This is a genomic window from Sodalis praecaptivus (assembly GCF_000517425.1).
In the GTDB taxonomy this organism is placed as follows: domain Bacteria; phylum Pseudomonadota; class Gammaproteobacteria; order Enterobacterales; family Enterobacteriaceae; genus Sodalis_A; species Sodalis_A praecaptivus.
This window is the reverse complement of record NZ_CP006569.1, coordinates 988,163-1,006,227: the sequence shown is the minus strand read 5'-3', so window position 1 is coordinate 1,006,227 and position 18,065 is coordinate 988,163. Positions and strand designations below refer to the sequence as shown.

16 protein-coding genes are annotated in these 18,065 nt (G+C 57.9%); 3 read left to right on the top strand and 13 right to left on the bottom strand.

Translation table 11 applies throughout. The annotated features are described in order from the left end of the window. Positions 1–2: 2 nt before the first annotated feature. From lpxA to rpsB, 13 genes are all read right to left on the bottom strand, one after another. Positions 3–791, bottom strand: coding sequence for an acyl-ACP--UDP-N-acetylglucosamine O-acyltransferase (lpxA, locus tag SANT_RS04555; protein ID WP_025421118.1), 789 nt, complete (start codon positions 789–791; stop codon positions 3–5). 4 nt (positions 792–795) lie between these two features. Further along, the gene (gene fabZ, locus SANT_RS04550; protein ID WP_011411663.1) at positions 796–1,251 is read right to left on the bottom strand and encodes a 3-hydroxyacyl-ACP dehydratase FabZ; all 456 of its coding nucleotides are present in this window, start codon (positions 1,249–1,251) and stop codon (positions 796–798) included. A gap of 150 nt (positions 1,252–1,401) precedes the next feature. Further along, complete coding sequence (gene lpxD, locus SANT_RS04545; protein ID WP_025421117.1) at positions 1,402–2,424, bottom strand: UDP-3-O-(3-hydroxymyristoyl)glucosamine N-acyltransferase; 1,023 nt, start codon at positions 2,422–2,424, stop codon at positions 1,402–1,404. A gap of 3 nt (positions 2,425–2,427) precedes the next feature. After that, positions 2,428–2,925 carry a molecular chaperone Skp gene (gene skp / locus SANT_RS04540; RefSeq protein ID WP_025421116.1) on the bottom strand — a complete coding sequence of 166 codons (498 nt, stop codon included), beginning with the start codon at positions 2,923–2,925 and terminating at the stop codon, positions 2,428–2,430. Between the two features lie 142 nt (positions 2,926–3,067). Next, positions 3,068–5,494: an outer membrane protein assembly factor BamA gene (gene bamA, locus SANT_RS04535; protein WP_025421115.1), complete on the bottom strand. Its 2,427-nt coding sequence runs from the start codon at positions 5,492–5,494 to the stop codon at positions 3,068–3,070. A gap of 37 nt (positions 5,495–5,531) precedes the next feature. Beyond that, on the bottom strand, positions 5,532–6,887 hold the full coding sequence (gene rseP, locus SANT_RS04530) for a sigma E protease regulator RseP (RefSeq protein WP_025421114.1): 1,356 nt from the start codon (positions 6,885–6,887) through the stop codon (positions 5,532–5,534). 19 nt (positions 6,888–6,906) lie between these two features. Beyond that, positions 6,907–7,764 carry a phosphatidate cytidylyltransferase gene (cdsA, locus tag SANT_RS04525; RefSeq protein WP_025421113.1) on the bottom strand — a complete coding sequence of 286 codons (858 nt, stop codon included), beginning with the start codon at positions 7,762–7,764 and terminating at the stop codon, positions 6,907–6,909. A gap of 9 nt (positions 7,765–7,773) precedes the next feature. Beyond that, the gene (gene ispU / locus SANT_RS04520) at positions 7,774–8,535 is read right to left on the bottom strand and encodes a (2E,6E)-farnesyl-diphosphate-specific ditrans,polycis-undecaprenyl-diphosphate synthase (RefSeq protein ID WP_025421112.1); all 762 of its coding nucleotides are present in this window, start codon (positions 8,533–8,535) and stop codon (positions 7,774–7,776) included. A 195-nt stretch (positions 8,536–8,730) separates the two neighbouring features. Then, positions 8,731–9,927, bottom strand: coding sequence for a 1-deoxy-D-xylulose-5-phosphate reductoisomerase (gene ispC / locus SANT_RS04515; protein ID WP_025421111.1), 1,197 nt, complete (start codon positions 9,925–9,927; stop codon positions 8,731–8,733). Positions 9,928–10,083: 156 nt separating this feature from the next. Further along, positions 10,084–10,641, bottom strand: a complete 558-nt coding sequence (gene frr / locus SANT_RS04510) for a ribosome recycling factor (RefSeq protein WP_025246437.1) — start codon at positions 10,639–10,641, stop codon at positions 10,084–10,086. A gap of 68 nt (positions 10,642–10,709) precedes the next feature. Next, positions 10,710–11,435: a UMP kinase gene (gene pyrH, locus SANT_RS04505; RefSeq protein WP_025421110.1), complete on the bottom strand. Its 726-nt coding sequence runs from the start codon at positions 11,433–11,435 to the stop codon at positions 10,710–10,712. Between the two features lie 140 nt (positions 11,436–11,575). After that, on the bottom strand, positions 11,576–12,433 hold the full coding sequence (gene tsf, locus SANT_RS04500) for a translation elongation factor Ts (protein WP_025421109.1): 858 nt from the start codon (positions 12,431–12,433) through the stop codon (positions 11,576–11,578). A 115-nt stretch (positions 12,434–12,548) separates the two neighbouring features. Next, entirely contained in the window at positions 12,549–13,274 is a 726-nt protein-coding gene (gene rpsB, locus SANT_RS04495) for a 30S ribosomal protein S2 (RefSeq protein WP_025421108.1), read from the bottom strand. 334 nt (positions 13,275–13,608) lie between these two features. On the opposite strand from rpsB, the gene map reads away from it, so the two are divergent. The 3 genes from map (at position 13,609) to dapD (ending at position 18,065) form a co-directional block, all read left to right on the top strand. After that, positions 13,609–14,403 (top strand): type I methionyl aminopeptidase, encoded by a 795-nt coding sequence (map, locus tag SANT_RS04490; RefSeq protein ID WP_025421107.1) that lies wholly within the window; start codon positions 13,609–13,611, stop codon positions 14,401–14,403. A 110-nt stretch (positions 14,404–14,513) separates the two neighbouring features. After that, complete coding sequence (gene glnD / locus SANT_RS04485) at positions 14,514–17,189, top strand: bifunctional uridylyltransferase/uridylyl-removing protein GlnD (protein WP_025421106.1); 2,676 nt, start codon at positions 14,514–14,516, stop codon at positions 17,187–17,189. Positions 17,190–17,240: 51 nt separating this feature from the next. Then, positions 17,241–18,065: a 2,3,4,5-tetrahydropyridine-2,6-dicarboxylate N-succinyltransferase gene (gene dapD / locus SANT_RS04480; RefSeq protein ID WP_025421105.1), complete on the top strand. Its 825-nt coding sequence runs from the start codon at positions 17,241–17,243 to the stop codon at positions 18,063–18,065.

The following is an 18,065-nucleotide window of genomic DNA, read 5'->3' as shown; positions in this document are numbered from 1 at the left end:
AATCAGCGGATGATACCGCGCTGCGAGCGTGACAGGAAGTCCAGGAAGGTATTTACCACCTGATGCTCCTGCGCCAGCGCTTCTAGCTCCGGTTTGGCTTCGTCGAGGGTTTTGCTGCTGCGGTAAATAATTTTATAAGCGGCGCGGATCGCGTGCAGCGCGGCGCGATCGAAACCGCGGCGCTTCAGCCCTTCAATGTTCAGGCCGAACGGTGTGGCGTGGTTACCCTGGGCGATAACGAAAGGCGGGACATCCTGGGCAACGCCGGAACAGCCGCCGACCATGACGTGGGCGCCAATGACACAGAACTGATGCACCGCGGTCATGCCGCCGATAATGGCGTAATCGTCCACCGCCACATGGCCGCCGAGCGTGGCATTATTGGCCATGATGCAGCGGTCGCCCACCGTGCAGTCGTGGGCGACATGGGCATTCACCATCAGCAAATTGTCGCTGCCGACGCGAGTCACTTCTCCGCCTTGTATCGTGCCACGATGAATGGTCACGCTTTCCCGAATCCGGTTGCGGTGCCCGATTTCGACCCGCGTTGGCTCCCCGGCATACTTCAGATCCTGATTGACGTCGCCAAGGGAGGCGAACGGATAAATCTGGTTATCTTCACCGATGCGGGTAATACCGGTCACCACCACGTGGGACTTCAGCACCGTGCGCGCACCGATTTCGACCTGCGGCCCGATAACGCAGAACGGGCCGACATGCGCGCCGGCATGGATAATAGCGCCCTCTTCCACGATGGCGCTGGGATGTATAAAGGCGGATTGATCAATCACGTATTTAGGCCTCCCGGCGACGGGCGCACATCATTGACGCTTCGCAAGCCACTTCGCCATCAACTTTGGCAACACCTTTGAAGCGCGCGACGCCGCGACGCTCTTTAATGAATTCAACTTCGAGGATCATCTGATCGCCCGGCTGCACCGGACGCTTAAAACGCGCTTCATCGATGGCGGCGAAATAATAGAGTTCACCCGGCGCCAGCTTACCCGCGCTCTTGAACGCCAGAATGCCCGTCGCCTGAGCCATGGCCTCCAGGATTAACACCCCGGGAAAAATCGGTTTGCCCGGGAAATGACCCTGGAAAAACGGTTCATTGAAGGAAACATTCTTCACCGCCCGCAGAAACTTCCCTTTCTCGAAATCCAGCACGCGGTCCACCAGCAGAAACGGAAACCGGTGGGGCAGCAGTTCTAATATCTCTTCAATATGCAGAGTATGAGTGTCAGTAGTCAAAATACTCTTCCTGTCTTTAAAAAACGTGGCATTAACAACACGGCCTGCTTTAATCCCGGCAGGATAAAACAAGCAGGCCGCGAATATAATAATGGCTCGCCGGGCTTAGGCGCCTCGACGCGCATTATCCTCTATAAGGGGCGGGAGCGATTAGTTTTTTGCTAATTTTCGCTCGATGGCTTTCATCCGCTTGCTCATATCGCTGATATTCATGACTAACGCGGCGGTTTTACGCCACTCTTTATTCGGCTGCAACGGGATCCCGGAGGAGTATACGCCGGGTTCGGTTATTGGGCGCATAACCATGCCCATGCCGGTCACCGTGACTTTATCGCAAATGGCCATATGACCATTAATGACGCTCGCGCCGCCAATCATGCAATAGCGCCCGATGGTCAGACTGCCCGCCATAATAACGCCGCCGGCGACCGCGGTATTGTCACCAATAACCACGTTATGTGCAATCTGGCACTGATTATCGATAATCACGCCGTTGCCGATGGTGGTATCGTCCAGCGCGCCGCGATCGATGGTGGTGCAGGCGCCGATTTCAACCCGATCGCCGATAATGACGCGGCCCAGCTGCGGAATTTTGATCCAGTTGCCGCGATCGTTGGCATAGCCGAAACCATCGGCGCCAATGACGGTGCCGGATTGGATCAGACAACGCTCGCCGATGACGATGTCGTGATAAACGGTGACGTTAGCCCATAAGCGCGTGCCGGCGCCAATGCGGGTGTTCTTGCCGACAAAACAGCCAGGGCCGATTATCACGTCATCCCCTAGCACCACGCCGGATTCCACCACGGCGTTAGCGCCCACCGCCACCCGCTGTCCCAGGGTCGCGCCAGGCGCAATAACCGCGCCCGCGCCGATATCCTCGGCAGGCTTCGGCGTGGTGTCCATCAGCTGCGCCATGCGGGCGTAAGTCAGGTAAGGATTACTAACCACCAGCGCGGCGCCGGTGCAGAAAGGCAGACTGTCTTCGGTGAGCACCACCGCCGACGCCTGACAGGAAGAGAGTTTTTCACGAAAGCGGCTGTCCGAGAGAAACGTAATCTGGCCCGCTTGCGCGCTGCCCATGGAGGCAATGCCGGTGATGACGATCTCGCCATCACCGTGCAATTGTGCATCCAACTGCTGTGCTAGATCAGCCAGTCGAATTGAAGACATGACTTATTTGACCTGTTTCAGAACGTCAGCGGTAATGTCTTTGGCGTTGCTGGCATAAGCGACGGCGTTAGCATCGATAACGACATCATAGCCTTCCTTGGTGGCAACGCTCTTCACCGCGTCCTGAATACGGCTCAGAATTTTATTACGTTCTTCCGTCTGGCGGCGACGGTTGTCCTGCTCGAACGCCTGCGCTTTGGTGGAGAAGGTCTCGCGCTGCGCCATCACCGATTTCTCCAGTGAGCTACGCTCGCTGGCTTTCATGGTGGAACCGTCACGCTGCAGACGCTGCATCTTGGTTTGCAGATCGCGTTCCATAGACTGAAGTTCGGTGGCGCGGCCCTTAAATTCATTTTCGAGCTGTTTAGCGACCACGGCACGCTGCGGCGACTGCTGGAAAATGCTGGAGACGTTAACCACAGCAATTTTATCGGCAGCTTGCGCGACGGTGGAGGTAGCGAGTGCTAAACCCAGGCCCGCGGCATATAACCACTTTTTCACTATAAACTCCTTAACCACTCATTGTGTTTTGCTTCATTGTAAAGCCAGGCGACAGCGTAAACCTGCTTTGCACGCAACATCTTGATCCTACGTCAATGCCTCTGTCGCCCTGCTCCTTGCCTGCCTATCATCCCGTGTCATATTACCACGTTTTACCAATATTAAACTGGAACTGCTCTGACTTGTCGCCGTCGTATTTCTTGACCGGCTGCGCATAAGAGAACACCAACGGCCCCAGCGGCGACATCCACTGCAGGGCGATACCGCTGGAAATACGGATATTGCCCGGATCGCTGTAGTCGGGAATACCGGCGGCGCGGGTCGCGCTGGTATTTTGCCAGCCGGTGTCCCAAACGGTGCCGCCATCAACGAACAGCGAGGTGCGCACCGAGTTGGCATACTTCTCACTCAGGAACGGCGTCGGTACGATAAGTTCGGCGCTGGCGATGGCCATCGCGTTACCGCCCACGGCATCGCTGGATTTGTCCACCGGACAATCACTATAGCGGGTATTGCCGCTATTGCACTTATAATACGCCGCTTTCGGACCAATGGTATTGGAACGGAAACCGCGCACGGTGTTGGAGCCGCCGGCATAGAAGTTGTCGTAGAACGGCACATCCTTGCCGCCCAGACCGTCGGCGTAGCCGGCGCGCGCCCGGCCCATCAGTACCCAGTTGCCGCTTTCGCTAAGCGGGATGTAGTGGCTGGCGTCGAAGGTAATTTTGTAATATTCGTTATCGGAACCGGGCACCGTCACCTTACCGGTCAGACTGGCGCGCGAACCGGCGGTGGGGAAATAGCCGCGGTCCAGATTGTTGTAGCTCCAGCCCATCGATAAGAAGAAATCATCGGCGCTGAAATCGGCGTCGCTGTCCGCCTTATCGGTGGTAACCACCTTGGGATTGATGCCGACGCTGTTCAGATAGCGCCACATTGTCACCTGCGGCTGCATGTTGGTCAGATCGTCATGCACGTAATCCAGCCCGAAATTCAGCGAATGGTTTTCGCTGATGGGGAAGCCTAGCGTGGTGCCCACGCCGTAGCTGCGCAGATCATAATCGGACAGATCCGCGTCGTCGGCGCTGAAGTCGTTGTAGAAGATCTTACCGCCCAAGCTGACGCCATCGACCGTAAAGTACGGATCGGTCATCGACAGCTCGGCATAGGTCTGGTAGTCGTTCTTGGTGCCGCTAAAGCCGACGGAGTTACCGGTCCCCAGCCAGTTATCCTGCTGGATACCGAACTGGAAGCTGACGCCGCTCTCGGTCCCGAAGCCGACGCCGACGTTGATGCTGCCGGTGTTGCGCTCTTTCACTTTGTAGACCACGTCTACCTGGTCCGGCGAACCGGGCACGCGCTGGGTTTCGGTATCCACGGTTTCAAAGTAGCCCAGACGATTGAGGCGCTCTTTACCCTGATCGACCAGATTACTGCCGAGCCAGGCGCCTTCCATCTGGCGCATTTCGCGGCGCAGCACCGAGTCCTTGGTGATGTCGTTGCCTTCAAAGCGTACGTGGCGCACGTAGAACCGGTTGCCGGCATCGACGCTGATGTGCAGCTTGACCGTTTTGTCCGCGTCGTTGATTTCCGGCTGTGTTGCCACGCGCGGATAGGCATAGCCGTAACGACCCAGCAATTGCTTGATGTCGTTCTCCATCTTGGTGACCTTGGCGCCGTTGTACAGCTCGCCCGGCTGCACCTTGGCCAACTGCTCGATTTCGGCGGAGTGGCCGGCCATGTTGCCGTTGACCACCGTGCCAGACAGCTTGTATTGCGCGCCTTCGGTGATGTTCAGGGTGATGTAGATGCCCTTTTTGTCCGGCGTCAGGCTGACCTGCGTAGAATCGATATTGAAGCGGGCATAGCCGCGATCGAGATAAAAGCTGCGCAGGGTTTCGAGATCGCCGGCCAGCTTTTGTTTTTGGTATTTACGATCGCCCACCACGTTCCACCACGGCACTTCATCGCGCAGTTGGAAGCGTGAAATCAGCTCATCGGTGGTGAAAGCATGGTTGCCGACAATGTTGATTTGCTGAATCTTGGCCGAGACGCCTTCGGTAAACACCAGCTTCAGATCGACGCGGTTGCGCGGCAGCGGCGTGACCACCGCCTTCACCGTGGCGCTGTATTTACCGGCGCTGTAGTAGAAGTCCTCAAGGCCTTTTTCGATATTGGAAATGGTGGTGCGGTCAAGGGCCTCGCCGACCCGAACGCCCTGGGCATCCAGGTTTTGCTTGAGCATCTCCTCCTTCACCGCTTTGTTGCCGGAGAAGGTAATGCTGGCAATGGTCGGGCGCTCCTTGACCTGTACAACCAGTGAATCTCCGTCACGCAGCACCCGGACATCCTCAAAGTTTCCGGTAGCGAAGAGAGCGCGGATAGTATTGCCGATATCTTCATCGGTCGCCGTGTCGCCGACACGGATCGGCATACTGAGTAACGCCGCACCGACGGCGACCCGTTGCAGTCCTTCGAAATGAATGTCCTTCACTACGAACCCGTCTGCACCGTATACGGTGGCGCTGCTAAGAAGCAGCGACGCTATGAGCAACTTTTTCATCGCCATCGTGGTTATGCGTTCTTCCTAACATAATCTCAGGCTATCATAGCCTGGAGAAATCATTGAAAAGGGCCAGACCCATTAGCAGCACCAGCAAAATCGAGCCGATACGATAACTAAAGTCCTGCACTCGTTCGGACACCGGCCCTCCCTTGAGCTTTTCTATCGCCAGGAAGAGCAAATGGCCACCATCTAACACCGGTAACGGGAACAGATTGATAATCCCTAAATTGACGCTGATCAGCGCCAGAAACATTAGGTAATAAATCAAACCGTATTCCGCTGACATCCCTGCACCCTGGGCGATGGAAATCGGCCCGCTCAGATTGTTCAGCTTAACATCCCCGGTTACCAATTTGCCTAACATACTGACCGTAAGCCGCATCAGCTGCCAGGTTTTTTCGCCGGCCTGGGCCAGGGCCGGGAGCGGACCGTACTGCCGCACGGTTTTGTATTCCGCCGGCAGCGGGATTATCTTCGGCACGACGCCCGCGAACCCTTCCACTTCCCCTTTGCCCACCGGCTTGCTGTCGGGCCGCAGGGTGATATCCAGTGCGCTGCCCTGCCGTTCAATGCCGACTTGCAGCGGCCGGCCGGGATTATCGCGTACCTGGGTCACGAACAGCTGCCATGCGGCGACCGGCTGACCATCGACTTTAACGATCCTGTCGCCGGCTTGCAAACCGGCTTTCATCGCGGCCGACCCCTGCTGGACTTCGGCAAGCACCGGCTCAATGCGCGGACCGAGGGGAATAATGCCCAGGGCAACGATGGCGTCTTGCTTGTTCGGCTCGAATTGCCAGCCGCGCAAATCCAGCGTTTTCCGCTCGCTCTGCGCGGCGCCAAACGGCGCGACGCCAAGGGTGGTTTCGCCGTCGCCAATCTTATCGATAAGCTGCAGGCGAACCGAATCCCAATCAGGCGTTTCGATACCGTCAACCGACTTAAGTTCCATACCGGGAGAAATTTCGGCCTGCGCCGCGATGGAATGGGGGGCAATATCGCCAATAACCGGCCGGTAGCTCGGCACGCCTATTAGAAACACCAGCCAATAGGCGAAAATGGCGAACAGGAAGTTGAATACCGGCCCGGCGGCGATAATCGCGGCGCGCTGCCAGACGGTCTTATGATTGAATGCTTCATGACGACGCTCGGGCGCAACGGTGTCTACCCGCTCGTCCAGCATTTTGACGTAGCCGCCCAGGGGAATGGCGGCGATAACATACTCCGTGCCGCGTTTGTCACGCCGGCGCCACAGCGCACGCCCGAAGCCGATGGAAAACCGTTCCACCGTCACGCCGCAGCGGCGGGCCACCCAAAAATGGCCGAACTCATGCACCGTGATCAATACGCCCAGCGCGACGATGAACGCGGCAAGACTCCAGAAAAAGTGCAGCATAAGCGCTCCCAGTCCCGACTCAGATAGCGTTAAAGACCAGCAGCATCAGACAAGCGAACACCGGCACCGCGGCGGTCAAACTGTCTATACGATCTAAAATGCCGCCATGGCCGGGGATTAAATGGCCGCTGTCCTTGATACCGGCCTCCCGTTTGAACATACTTTCGGTTAAATCACCCAGCACCGACGCCAGCGCCGCGACAACCGAGCAAATCAGCAGCGTAAGCGGGGCCGCGTCAAGGGGCGCATATTTGCCGAACAGCCAGGCTATCACCGCGGAAGTGACCAGACCGCCCACCAGCCCCTCCCAGGTTTTGCCGGGCGAGACCTTCGGCGCCAGCTTGTGACGACCGAGCGCGCGCCCGAACATGTAGGCGCCGGAATCTGCGCCCCAGACCAGCACCATGACATACAATAGCCACCAGGCACCGGTAAAGTGGTTAATATCATAATGGTGCTGACGCAGCGCCAGCATGCCCCAGAAAAAGGGCAAAATGGTCAGGATACCGAACGCCAGCCGCAGTAATCGGGAGTCGCGCCAAAGCGTGGCGGAACGGGGATAGCACAACACCAACAACAGCGCCGCCAGCCACCAGACCAGGGCGGCCCATAGGGCATATTGCGCCTGCCAGACGGTCACGAACGGCCGGTAGGCCGGTACGGTGAGCATCATTAGCGCCAGCAGCAGGCCACAGAGTATGGCAAGCCAGATGCGCTGGCTGCGGGAGGCCAGTCCCGCAAGTTGCCCCCATTCCCAGGCGCTCAGCATACACACCGCGAGGGTAACCAGGGCGAATCCAACCGGCGGCAACAAAAACAGTGCGGCGATAACAATGGGTATCAGGACAAAAGCAGTAATCAGGCGATACTTCAGCAAAAATCCCCCCTAGGATGCGTTGGCATCATTAGGTGTAGTTCCACCGAAGCGCCGCTCGCGTTGAGCAAAAGCATTCAGCGCACCTTCAAAAACAGCGTCGTCAAAATCCGGCCATAACACGTCGGTAAAAAACAGCTCTGCATAGGCTATCTGCCACAGCAGGAAATTACTGATGCGATGTTCCCCTCCGGTGCGGATCACCAGATCCACCGGGGCCAGCTCGTTCATGCAGACCACCTGGCATAAGGCGTCCTCATCTATCTGATCGGGACGCAGGATGCCCTCTTGCACCCGGGCGGCAAGTTGCCGCACCCCCTGAATGATATCCCAACGTCCACCATAATTCGCGGCAATATTCAGGGTCAACCCGTCATTATTGCAGGTCAGCGCCTCGGAGCGGCGGATACGTTCCTGCAACCGCATACCGAAGCGCGAGGTGTCGCCGATAATGCGCAGCCGGACGTTATGCTTGTGCAGGCTTTTCACTTCGCTGTCCAGCGCCCGCACGAACAGCTCCATTAGCGCGGACACTTCCTGGCTGGGGCGATTCCAGTTTTCGCTGCTGAACGCGTACAGCGTCAACGCGTCGAAATGATGGCTGACGGCAAAGCTTACCGCGCGGCGGACCGACTTGACGCCGGCTTGGTGACCGAAGATACGTAATTTCCCCCGGCTTTTCGCCCAGCGGCCGTTGCCATCCATAATAATAGCCACATGGCGTGGTGAGGAGGGAGGCAACGCTTTTGGCTTTTGCTGATTTTCGGACGACATCACGCTTACGTATTTCCTCACTAAGAATACCACCGTCTTACCGGAACGAAGGGCCCCGAACGCGCAAAAAAGCCGTGTGCGTACACGGCCTGTCACTGTTTTTACCCGGCTGGCCTTCATCGACGGGATGAGTGGCGCAGACTATATCATTTTGCCGGTCAACGAACAAATCAGCCGTCGCGGCGCTAAGTCGCGTCACCGCCCGTAAAATCTGACGCTTTGGCGCGCCATTTCCCGCGCCTGGCCGTCGATGGCCAGCACCGCTTCCACGCTGTCCGGTTCGGGCTGGTTGGCCTGCTCCAGCACCCGCCGATTAACGGCGGCAATATTGGTAAAGCGGATATCGCCACGCAAAAACGCCGCTACCGCGATTTCATTAGCGGCATTAAGCGCAGTAGTCGCCGCTTGGCCGCACTGACTGGCGTCGACCGCCAGCTGCAGACAGGGATAACGGGCGGCGTCCGGCGGCTCGAAGCTCAGCGTGCCGAGGCGTAAAAAATCCAGCGGCGCGACCCCTGAGGGCACACGCTCGGGATAGGCCATGGCGTGCGCGATCGGCGTACGCATGTCCGGCGACCCCAATTGCGCCAGCACGCTGCCGTCGGTATAGCGTACCATGGAGTGGATGATGGACTGGGGATGCAGCAGCACTTCCATCTGCTCGGCCGCGGCATTGAACAACCAGCGCGCTTCGATATATTCCAATCCCTTGTTCATCATGGTGGCGGAATCCACCGATATTTTACGTCCCATCGACCAATTGGGGTGGGCGCAGGCCTGCTCCGGCGTCATCATGGCCAGTTCGGCTAGCGATGTCTGGCGAAAGGGGCCGCCGGAGCCGGTCAAGATAATGCGCGACACGCCATGTTCCATCAGGGAAGCGTAACCCAACCCGCGCTGAAGTGGTTCAGGTAAACTCTGAAAAATCGCGTTATGTTCGCTGTCTACCGGCAGCAACAGGGCGTGATGGCGGCGCGCCTCGTTCATGAACAGCCGGCCGCAGGTGACCAGCGACTCCTTATTGGCCAGCAATACCCGCTTGCCGGCGCGTAGCGCCGCCAGCGTCGCCGACAGCCCGGCGGCGCCGACAATCGCAGCCATGACCGTATCCACCTCATTGAGCGCCGCCAGCTCACAGGCGGCCTGCGCGCCCGACAGCACCGCGGTGGTGGCACCCGCCGCGTCGAGGTTGGCTTTGAGCGCCCGCGCCGCGGCGGCGTCCGCCATACAGGCGTAGTCGGGACGAAAGGCCAGACACTGCTCGGTCATCAGGGCAACGTTGTTACCGGCCACCAGCGCGCGCACGGTGAATTGGTCGGGATTGTGCTTTACCACCGCCAGGGTACTGGCGCCAATGGAGCCGGTACTGCCAAGAATCGTCAAATGCCGCATGAAGTTACTTTTTATACCGCGTTGGAATTATGAAGGAAACATCTAGTCTGAGACGATGGCGCCATTTTGTCTATGGCGGCTCAAACAAAAAAAAACACCGCAGCGACAGCACCCCGCCAGGGAGGCGCCGCTGCGGCGTTTTACTTCGCCAGCGGATTAAATTTCCATTAATTCCGCTTCTTTTTCCGCTAAAGCGCTATCGAGCTTTTTGATCCAGGCATCGGTCAGCTTTTGGATCTCGTCTTGCGAACGGCGGTCTTCGTCTTCACCGATGGTTTTGTCTTTCAGCAGCGCCTTCACTTTATCGTTGGCATCGCGACGGACGTTGCGCACCGACACCCGACCCTGCTCCGCTTCGGCGCGCACCACTTTTATCAGATCGCGGCGGCGCTCTTCGGTCAGCGGCGGCAGCGGCACGCGAATAACCGTACCGGCGGAAGAGGGATTGAGCCCCAGATCGGAGGCCATAATGGCTTTTTCCACCGCCGGCGCCAGCGCGCGGTCAAAGACGGTGATAGCCAGAGTGCGGGAATCCTCGGCGACAATATTGGCCAGCTGGCGCAGCGGCGTCAGCGTGCCATAATATTCGATCTGAATACCGTCAAGCAGGCTCGGGGAAGCGCGGCCCGTGCGGACTTTGCTGATGTGGTTTTTGAACGCGTCGACGCATTTTTCCATGCGATTCTCGGCATCTTTACGGATTTCATTAATCACGTTGCGAACCCTTGAGACTTGGTTATCCGGGCGGACCGTGGCGGTGGGTAGCCAGGCCCCGTTATGCATTACTTGGTAATCAAGGTGCCTTCTTTATCACCCATTACCACCCGCCGCAGCGCGCCAGGCTTGTTCATATTGAACACGCGAATCGGCAGATTGTGATCCCGCGCCAGGGTAAAGGCGGCCAGATCCATGACTTTCAATTCTTGCTCCAGCACATCCTGATAGCTTAATTGATCGTAAAGTGTAGCATCCGGATGTTTTACCGGATCGGCGGAAAAGACGCCATCCACTTTCGTCGCTTTCAGCACGGCCTCGGCTTCAATTTCAATACCGCGCAGACAGGCGGCGGAATCGGTGGTAAAGAAGGGATTGCCGGTACCGGCGGCAAAAATGACCACGCGATTATTGCGCAGCAGGCTGATGGCTTCGGCCCAGCTGTAGTTGTCGCAGACGCCGTTCAGCGGAATCGCCGACATCAGACGGGCATTGACATAGGCGCGATGCAGGGCGTCGCGCATCGCCAGACCGTTCATGACGGTCGCCAACATACCCATATGATCGCCCACCACGCGGTTCATGCCGGCCTTCGCCAGCCCCGCACCGCGGAACAAGTTGCCGCCGCCGATGACCACGCCCACCTGGATACCCAACTCCACCAGTTCTTTTACTTCCTGGGCCATGCGATCCAGTACGCTGGCGTCAATACCGAAACCTTCGGCGCCCTGCAGGGCTTCACCGCTCAATTTGAGCAGGATACGCTGGTAAATGGGTTTTGCGTTGGTTGCCATTTGATCTGTTCCTTGAGAGCGATTTCATGGGATGGAATTGACCTGGTGCCGCGCCCGGCTGATGAGTGCGGCACACGTCGTCTGACATTATTCCGGCTCATTAAAGCGGAACCGCCTGCAGGCGGTTCCGAACAACTTAATTAAAACTGCTTACCCATCGCGGCCACTTCGGCGGCGAAATCGACTTCGGCTTTCTCAATGCCCTCGCCCACTTCAAAACGGATGAAGTTGTTAACTTTGGCACCGTGTTCGCCCAACAGCTGGCCGACGGTCTTGCTCGGATCCATCACGAAGTGCTGGCCGGTCAGAGAAATCTCGCCGGTGAACTTGCGCATACGGCCTTCCACCATTTTCTCGGCGATTTCACGCGGCTTGCCGGACTGCATGGCGATGTCCAGCTGAATTTGATGCTCACGGGCCACGACGTCGGCCGGCACATCATCCGCGTTGACATATTCCGGTTTGCTGGCGGCGATATGCATCGCGACGTGCTTCACCAGTTCCTCGTCCGCGCCGGCGGCGGAAACCATGACGCCGATGCGCGCGCCGTGCAGGTAAGAGCCGAGCACGTCGCCTTCCAGAACGCCCAGGCGGCGGATATTGATGTTTTCACCAATTTTAGCCACCAGCGCGGTGCGCTTTTCTTCAAATTTGGCCTTCAGGGCCTCAACATCAGCGATGCGTTCGTTCAGCGCCGCGGTGATGACCTCGTCGCCAAAGGCTTTGAAGCCGCCGTCTTTGGCAACGAAATCGGTTTCACAGTTCAGCTCGATGATGACGCCGTATTTCCCGTCCTGCGCGATTTTGGTCAGGATGACGCCTTCAGCCGCGACGCGGCCCGCTTTCTTGGCGGCTTTCGCCTGGCCGGACTTACGCATGTTGTCGATAGCCAGTTCGATATCGCCCTGCGCTTCAACCAGGGCTTTTTTGCATTCCATCATGCCTGCGCCGGTACGTTCACGCAGTTCTTTAACCAGGGCGGCGGTAATATCAGCCATTATCTGTTCCTCGTTATTCCGTGTTGGAGATAGGTAAAAAAGAGGGCCTGAAGACAGGCCCTCTAACCAACATATTTAAAACTTGGTTAATAAGGGCTCCTGAGAGCATGCCTTATTATTCAGCTTCCACAAAGCTTTCTTCAGCCTGTTCCGCCAGATCCTGAGAACGGCCTTCGCGCACGGTAGTCGCAACGGCGGTCAGGTACAGGTTGATAGCGCGGATGGCGTCGTCATTACCCGGGATAATGAAATCTACGCCGTCCGGATCGGAGTTGGTGTCAACGATAGCGAAAACCGGAATGCCCAAATTGTTGGCTTCTTTGATAGCGATGTGTTCGTGTTCCGCATCGATAACAAACAGCGCGTCCGGCAGACCGCCCATATCTTTGATACCGCCCAGGCTGTTTTCCAGCTTGTCCAGTTCACGAGTGCGCATCAGCGCCTCTTTCTTGGTCAGCTTCTCGAAAGTACCGTCCTGAGACTGGGTTTCCAGGTCTTTTAAACGCTTGATGGACTGACGAACCGTTTTCCAGTTGGTCAACATCCCACCTAACCAGCGATGGTTGACGAAGAATTGATCGCAGCTGTTGGCCGCTTCTTTTACCGCTTCGCTTGCGGCGCGCTTGGTGCCGACAAACAGGATTTTACCTTTGCGCGAGGCGATTTTGTTCAGCTCGGCCAAAGCCTCGTTGAACATCGGTACGGTTTGTTCCAGGTTGATGATGTGAACTTTGTTACGGGCGCCGAAGATGAAAGGCTTCATTTTCGGGTTCCAATAACGGGTTTGGTGACCGAAATGGACACCGGCCTGGAGCATGTCACGCATGGAAACAGTTGCCATGTTAAACCTCTAAGTAAGTTTGGGGTTATGCCTCCACGTATCCCATACGGCCGACCCCGGCCTTGCGGTCAGAGCACCCCGGCGCATGTGCCGATACGTGTGTGTAATAACACAATTGAGTTTCGTTGCGACGAACGGCGCGCGGCTAAAAAACCTGGCGCCTATCGTCGGCGCGCTTTATACCATAAACCACGCCCGGACTCCACCAAATGTTTTCCTCGCGCGGCGGGAAAAATGATAATTTGGCAGTGCCGAGCCGTACTGATACCATTAATGCCACTCGCTAATTTATCATATATTATTGTCGACCCTGGCGCCGACTGTGGATCTCTACATGGCCATTCCTATTAAAACATCAGACGATATCGCTAAGATGCGCGTTGCCGGCCGGCTGGCCGCCGAGGTGCTGGAAATGATTGAACCTTATATTAAACCCGGCGTAAGCACCGGCGAACTGGATCGTTTATGCCACCAGCACATTACCGAAAAGCAGCATGCCGTTTCCGCGTCGCTCGGCTACCACGGTTTTCCGAAATCGGTCTGCATTTCGGTGAATGAAGTGGTGTGCCACGGTATTCCGAGCGATGAGAAAAAGCTCAAAGAGGGCGACATTCTGAATATTGACGTCACGGTCATTAAAGACGGGTTTCACGGCGATACCTCGAAGATGTTCATCGTCGGCAAACCGACCATTCTCGGCGAACGGCTGTGCCGGATAACGAAAGAGAGCCTTTATCTGGCTATCCGCATGGTCCGGCCGGGCATCCGCCTGCGCACCCTCGGCAAAGCGATTCAACAATTCGTCGAGGCGGAAAGCTTCTCGGTGGTACGCGAGTATTGCGGCCACGGCATCGGCGAAGGCTTTCATGAAGAGCCGCAGGTATTACATTATGACGCCGACGACGGCGGCGTGGTATTGCAGCCGGGCATGGCGTTCACCATTGAGCCCATGGTCAACGCCGGCGACTACCGCATCCGCACCATGAAAGACGGTTGGACGGTGAAAACCAAAGATCGCAGTCTGTCGGCGCAGTACGAGCATACGATCGTGGTGACCGATGACGGCTGCGAAATCATGACGCTGCGTACCGATGACTCGCTGCCGACGGTGATCCACCACCCGGCCTGATACCGCTTACAGCCCCCGGCCCCATGCCGGACGGCGGCAAGCGTCAATTCCGCGCCAGCCCCGGTAAGACCGCTTTCGCGCCGGGCTGCCGCACTATGCAGGGCGACCCGATGCCGGACCAGATCCTTCAATATACCAGCCCGCCGGCGCCGCGCCGGCCGCCGGTTAAACCGTCCTCTCCCCTCACCTGGCCGGATGACGCCCTCAACCGCCCTTTTTTAAAAGAGCGGCTGGACGAGTTCCACCGCTGGCTGGCCGATGCCTTCGATGCGGGCGAGACGGCGGAAACGCTGGTGGATGCCCGCACGCTGTATATCGATCAGTTATTACGGCAGTTGTGGTATTACCACGGGTTTGCCCATGCGCCTCACACCGCGCTGGTGGCGGTGGGGGGATACGGCCGCGGCGAACTGCATCCGCTGTCCGATATCGATGTGCTGGTTTTGAGCCAGGCGCCGCTGACGCCGCCGTTGCAACAGCATATTAGCGAACTGCTGACGCTGTTGTGGGATTTGAAGCTGGAGGTTGGCCACAGCGTACGCAGTATTGCCGAGTGCCTGGAAGAGGGCCGCGCCGATCTCACCGTTGCGACCAACCTGATTGAGTCGCGCTTGATCTGCGGCGATTTGGCGCTGTTTCTTACCCTGCAAAAGCAGATATTCAGCGATGACTTTTGGCCTTCGCGGGCGTTTTTCCCCGCTAAATTGGCGGAACAGCAGGAACGTCATTTGCGCTATCACGGCACCAGCTACAATCTGGAGCCGGACATTAAAAGCAGTCCCGGCGGTCTGCGGGATATCCATACGCTGCTCTGGGTCGCGCACCGCCATTTCGGCGCCACCTCGATGGATGAAATGGTGGGCTTCGGCTTCATTACCCGCGCCGAGCGGGATGAACTCAACGAGTGCCAAAGCTTCCTCTGGCGCATCCGTTTCGCCCTGCACCTGGTGCTGAACCGCTACGATAACCGCCTGCTGTTCGACCGCCAGCAGAGCGTGGCGCAACTGTTGCGCTACCAGGGAGAAGGCAACCTGCCGGTTGAGCGGATGATGAAAGATTTCTTTCGCGTCACCCGCCGCGTCAGCGAGCTGAATCAAATGCTGCTGCAGCTGTTTGATGAAGCTATCCTGGCGCTGGCGCCCGATGAAAAGCCGCAGCCGCTGGACGACGAGTTTCAGCTGCGCGGCAATCTCATTGATTTACGCGACGAGACGCTGTTCAGCCGACAGCCGCAGGCCATTTTGCGCCTGTTCTGGCAGATGGTGCGTAATCAACATATCGAAGGGATCTATTCGGCCACCCTGCGCCAGCTGCGCTATGCCCGCCGTCATCTCAAGGCGCCGCTGTGCACGATCCCGGAGGCGCGCGCGCTGTTCATGCAGATTTTGCATCAACCGGGCGCGGTGAAACACGCCCTGCTGCCGATGCATCGACACAGCGTGCTGTGGGCCTATATGCCGCAGTGGAGCAATATCGTCGGTCAGATGCAATTTGACCTGTTCCATGCCTACACCGTCGATGAACATACCATTCGGGTATTGCTGAAGCTGGAAAGTTTCGCCGACGACAGCCAGCGGCCGTACCATCCGCTGTGCGTTGAGCTGTTTCCGCGCCTGGGCCAGCGGCACTTATTGCTGGTGGCGGCGCTATTTCACGACATCGCCAAAGGGCGCGGCGGCGATCATTCCCAGCTCGGCGCCCGCGACGTGCTGGAATTCGCGGCGCTGCACGATTTGCCCGCCGAGGATGCTCAACTGGTGGCCTGGCTGGTGGAAAGCCATCTCGTCATGTCGGTCACCGCCCAGCGGCGGGATATTCAGGACCCGGACGTACTGGTGCAGTTCGCCGGCGAAATGCAAAGCGAGAGCCGCCTGCACTATTTGCTGTGCCTGACGGTGGCGGATATTTGCGCCACCAACGAAACGCTGTGGAACAGTTGGAAACAAAGCCTGCTGCGCGAGCTGTTTTTCGCCACCGAAAAGCAGTTGCGTCGCGGTATGCATGTCACGCCGGATGTTCGGGCGCGGGTGCGGCACAACCGCCGCCAGGCGCTGGCGCTACTGCGCATGGAAGGGGTCGACGAACACCGCCTGCAGGAAATTTGGAACCGGTGCCGCGCCGACTATTTCCTGCGCCATACCCCCAATCAGCTGGCCTGGCATGCGCGCCATATGGTACTGCACGGCCGCGACGAACCGCTGGTGCTGATTAGCCCACAGGCCACCCGCGGCGGCACCGAGATTTTCATTCGTAATCAGGACCGTCCCTATTTGTTCGCCGCGGTGACGGGCGAGCTGGATCGCCGTAATCTGAGCGTGCACGACGCGCAGATTTTCACCAACCGGGACGGCATGGCGATGGATACCTTCGTGGTGCTCGAGCCGGACGGCAGCCCGCTGTCGCCGGACCGCCATCCCGTCATCCGCCAGGCGCTGCTGCAAATCCTACAGCCCGGGGATTACCGCCATCCGCGGGTGCGCCGCCCTTCTCCCAAGCTACGCCATTTCAATGTGGACACCTCGGTAGTGTTTCTACCATCACCGACCGAGCGGCGCAGTTATTTGGAGCTGACGGCGCTCGACCAGCCGGGACTATTGGCTCGCGTCAGCGAGGTCTTTGTCGATTTGGGTATTTCGCTGCACGGCGCACGCATCTCAACCATCGGCGAGCGGGTGGAGGATTTATTCATTCTGGCGGGCGGCGACCGCCGCGCCCTCAGCCCGGCAATGCAGGCGGAATTGCGGCGGCGCTTGACAGAGGCGCTCAATCCAAACGATAAAATGTGATACAAGTAACGTTATGAATTCCCATTAAGCCGACAGACAGGACACGACAGGATGCAGTCATTACAGCAGATTATTGAAACCGCCTTTGAACAACGCGCCGCCATCACGCCGGCTAACGTCGATGGCGCCACCCGCGACGCGATTAATCACGTTATCGCTTCCCTCGACAGCGGCGCGCTGCGCGTAGCGGAAAAAATCAATGGCGCATGGGTGACCCATCAATGGCTGAAAAAAGCGGTACTGCTCTCGTTTCGCATCGCCGACAATCAGCTGATCGAGGGCGGCGAAACGCGCTTTTTCGATAAAGTGCCGATGAAGTTCGCCGGCTGGGACAGCGAGCGCTTCCAGCGCGAAGGGTTCCGCGTGGTGCCGCCGGCCAGCGTGCGCCAGGGCGCCTATATCGCCCGCAATACGGTGCTGATGCCCTCTTATGTCAATATCGGCGCCTATGTGGATGAAGGCACCATGGTAGACACCTGGGCCACCGTCGGCTCCTGCGCGCAGATCGGCAAAAACGTCCATCTGTCCGGCGGCGTCGGTATCGGCGGCGTGCTGGAGCCGCTGCAGGCCAATCCGACCATCATCGAGGACAACTGTTTTATCGGCGCCCGTTCCGAAGTCGTCGAAGGGGTGATCGTCGAGGAGGGCTCGGTCATTTCCATGGGGGTGTTTATCGGCCAGAGCACCAAAATCTTCGATCGTGAAACCGGCGAAGTGCATTACGGCCGCGTACCGGCAGGGTCGGTGGTGGTGTCCGGCAATTTACCCTCCAAAGACGGACGCTATAGCCTCTATTGCGCGGTGATTGTGAAAAAAGTCGACGCCAAAACCCGCGGCAAGGTGGGTATCAATGAGTTATTACGCACCATCGACTAA

Coding starts and splice junctions, on each gene's coding strand:
- lpxD (WP_025421117.1), bottom strand. CDS start 2,424: ATGTCTTCAATTCGACTGGCTGATCTAGCACAGCAGTTGGATGCACAA.
- ispU (WP_025421112.1), bottom strand. CDS start 8,535: ATGTCGTCCGAAAATCAGCAAAAGCCAAAAGCGTTGCCTCCCTCCTCA.
- rseP (WP_025421114.1), bottom strand. CDS start 6,887: ATGCTGCACTTTTTCTGGAGTCTTGCCGCGTTCATCGTCGCGCTGGGC.
- map (WP_025421107.1), top strand. CDS start 13,609: ATGGCCATTCCTATTAAAACATCAGACGATATCGCTAAGATGCGCGTT.
- ispC (WP_025421111.1), bottom strand. CDS start 9,927: ATGCGGCATTTGACGATTCTTGGCAGTACCGGCTCCATTGGCGCCAGT.
- dapD (WP_025421105.1), top strand. CDS start 17,241: ATGCAGTCATTACAGCAGATTATTGAAACCGCCTTTGAACAACGCGCC.
- tsf (WP_025421109.1), bottom strand. CDS start 12,433: ATGGCTGATATTACCGCCGCCCTGGTTAAAGAACTGCGTGAACGTACC.
- bamA (WP_025421115.1), bottom strand. CDS start 5,494: ATGGCGATGAAAAAGTTGCTCATAGCGTCGCTGCTTCTTAGCAGCGCC.
- rpsB (WP_025421108.1), bottom strand. CDS start 13,274: ATGGCAACTGTTTCCATGCGTGACATGCTCCAGGCCGGTGTCCATTTC.
- glnD (WP_025421106.1), top strand. CDS start 14,514: ATGCCGGACCAGATCCTTCAATATACCAGCCCGCCGGCGCCGCGCCGG.
- pyrH (WP_025421110.1), bottom strand. CDS start 11,435: ATGGCAACCAACGCAAAACCCATTTACCAGCGTATCCTGCTCAAATTG.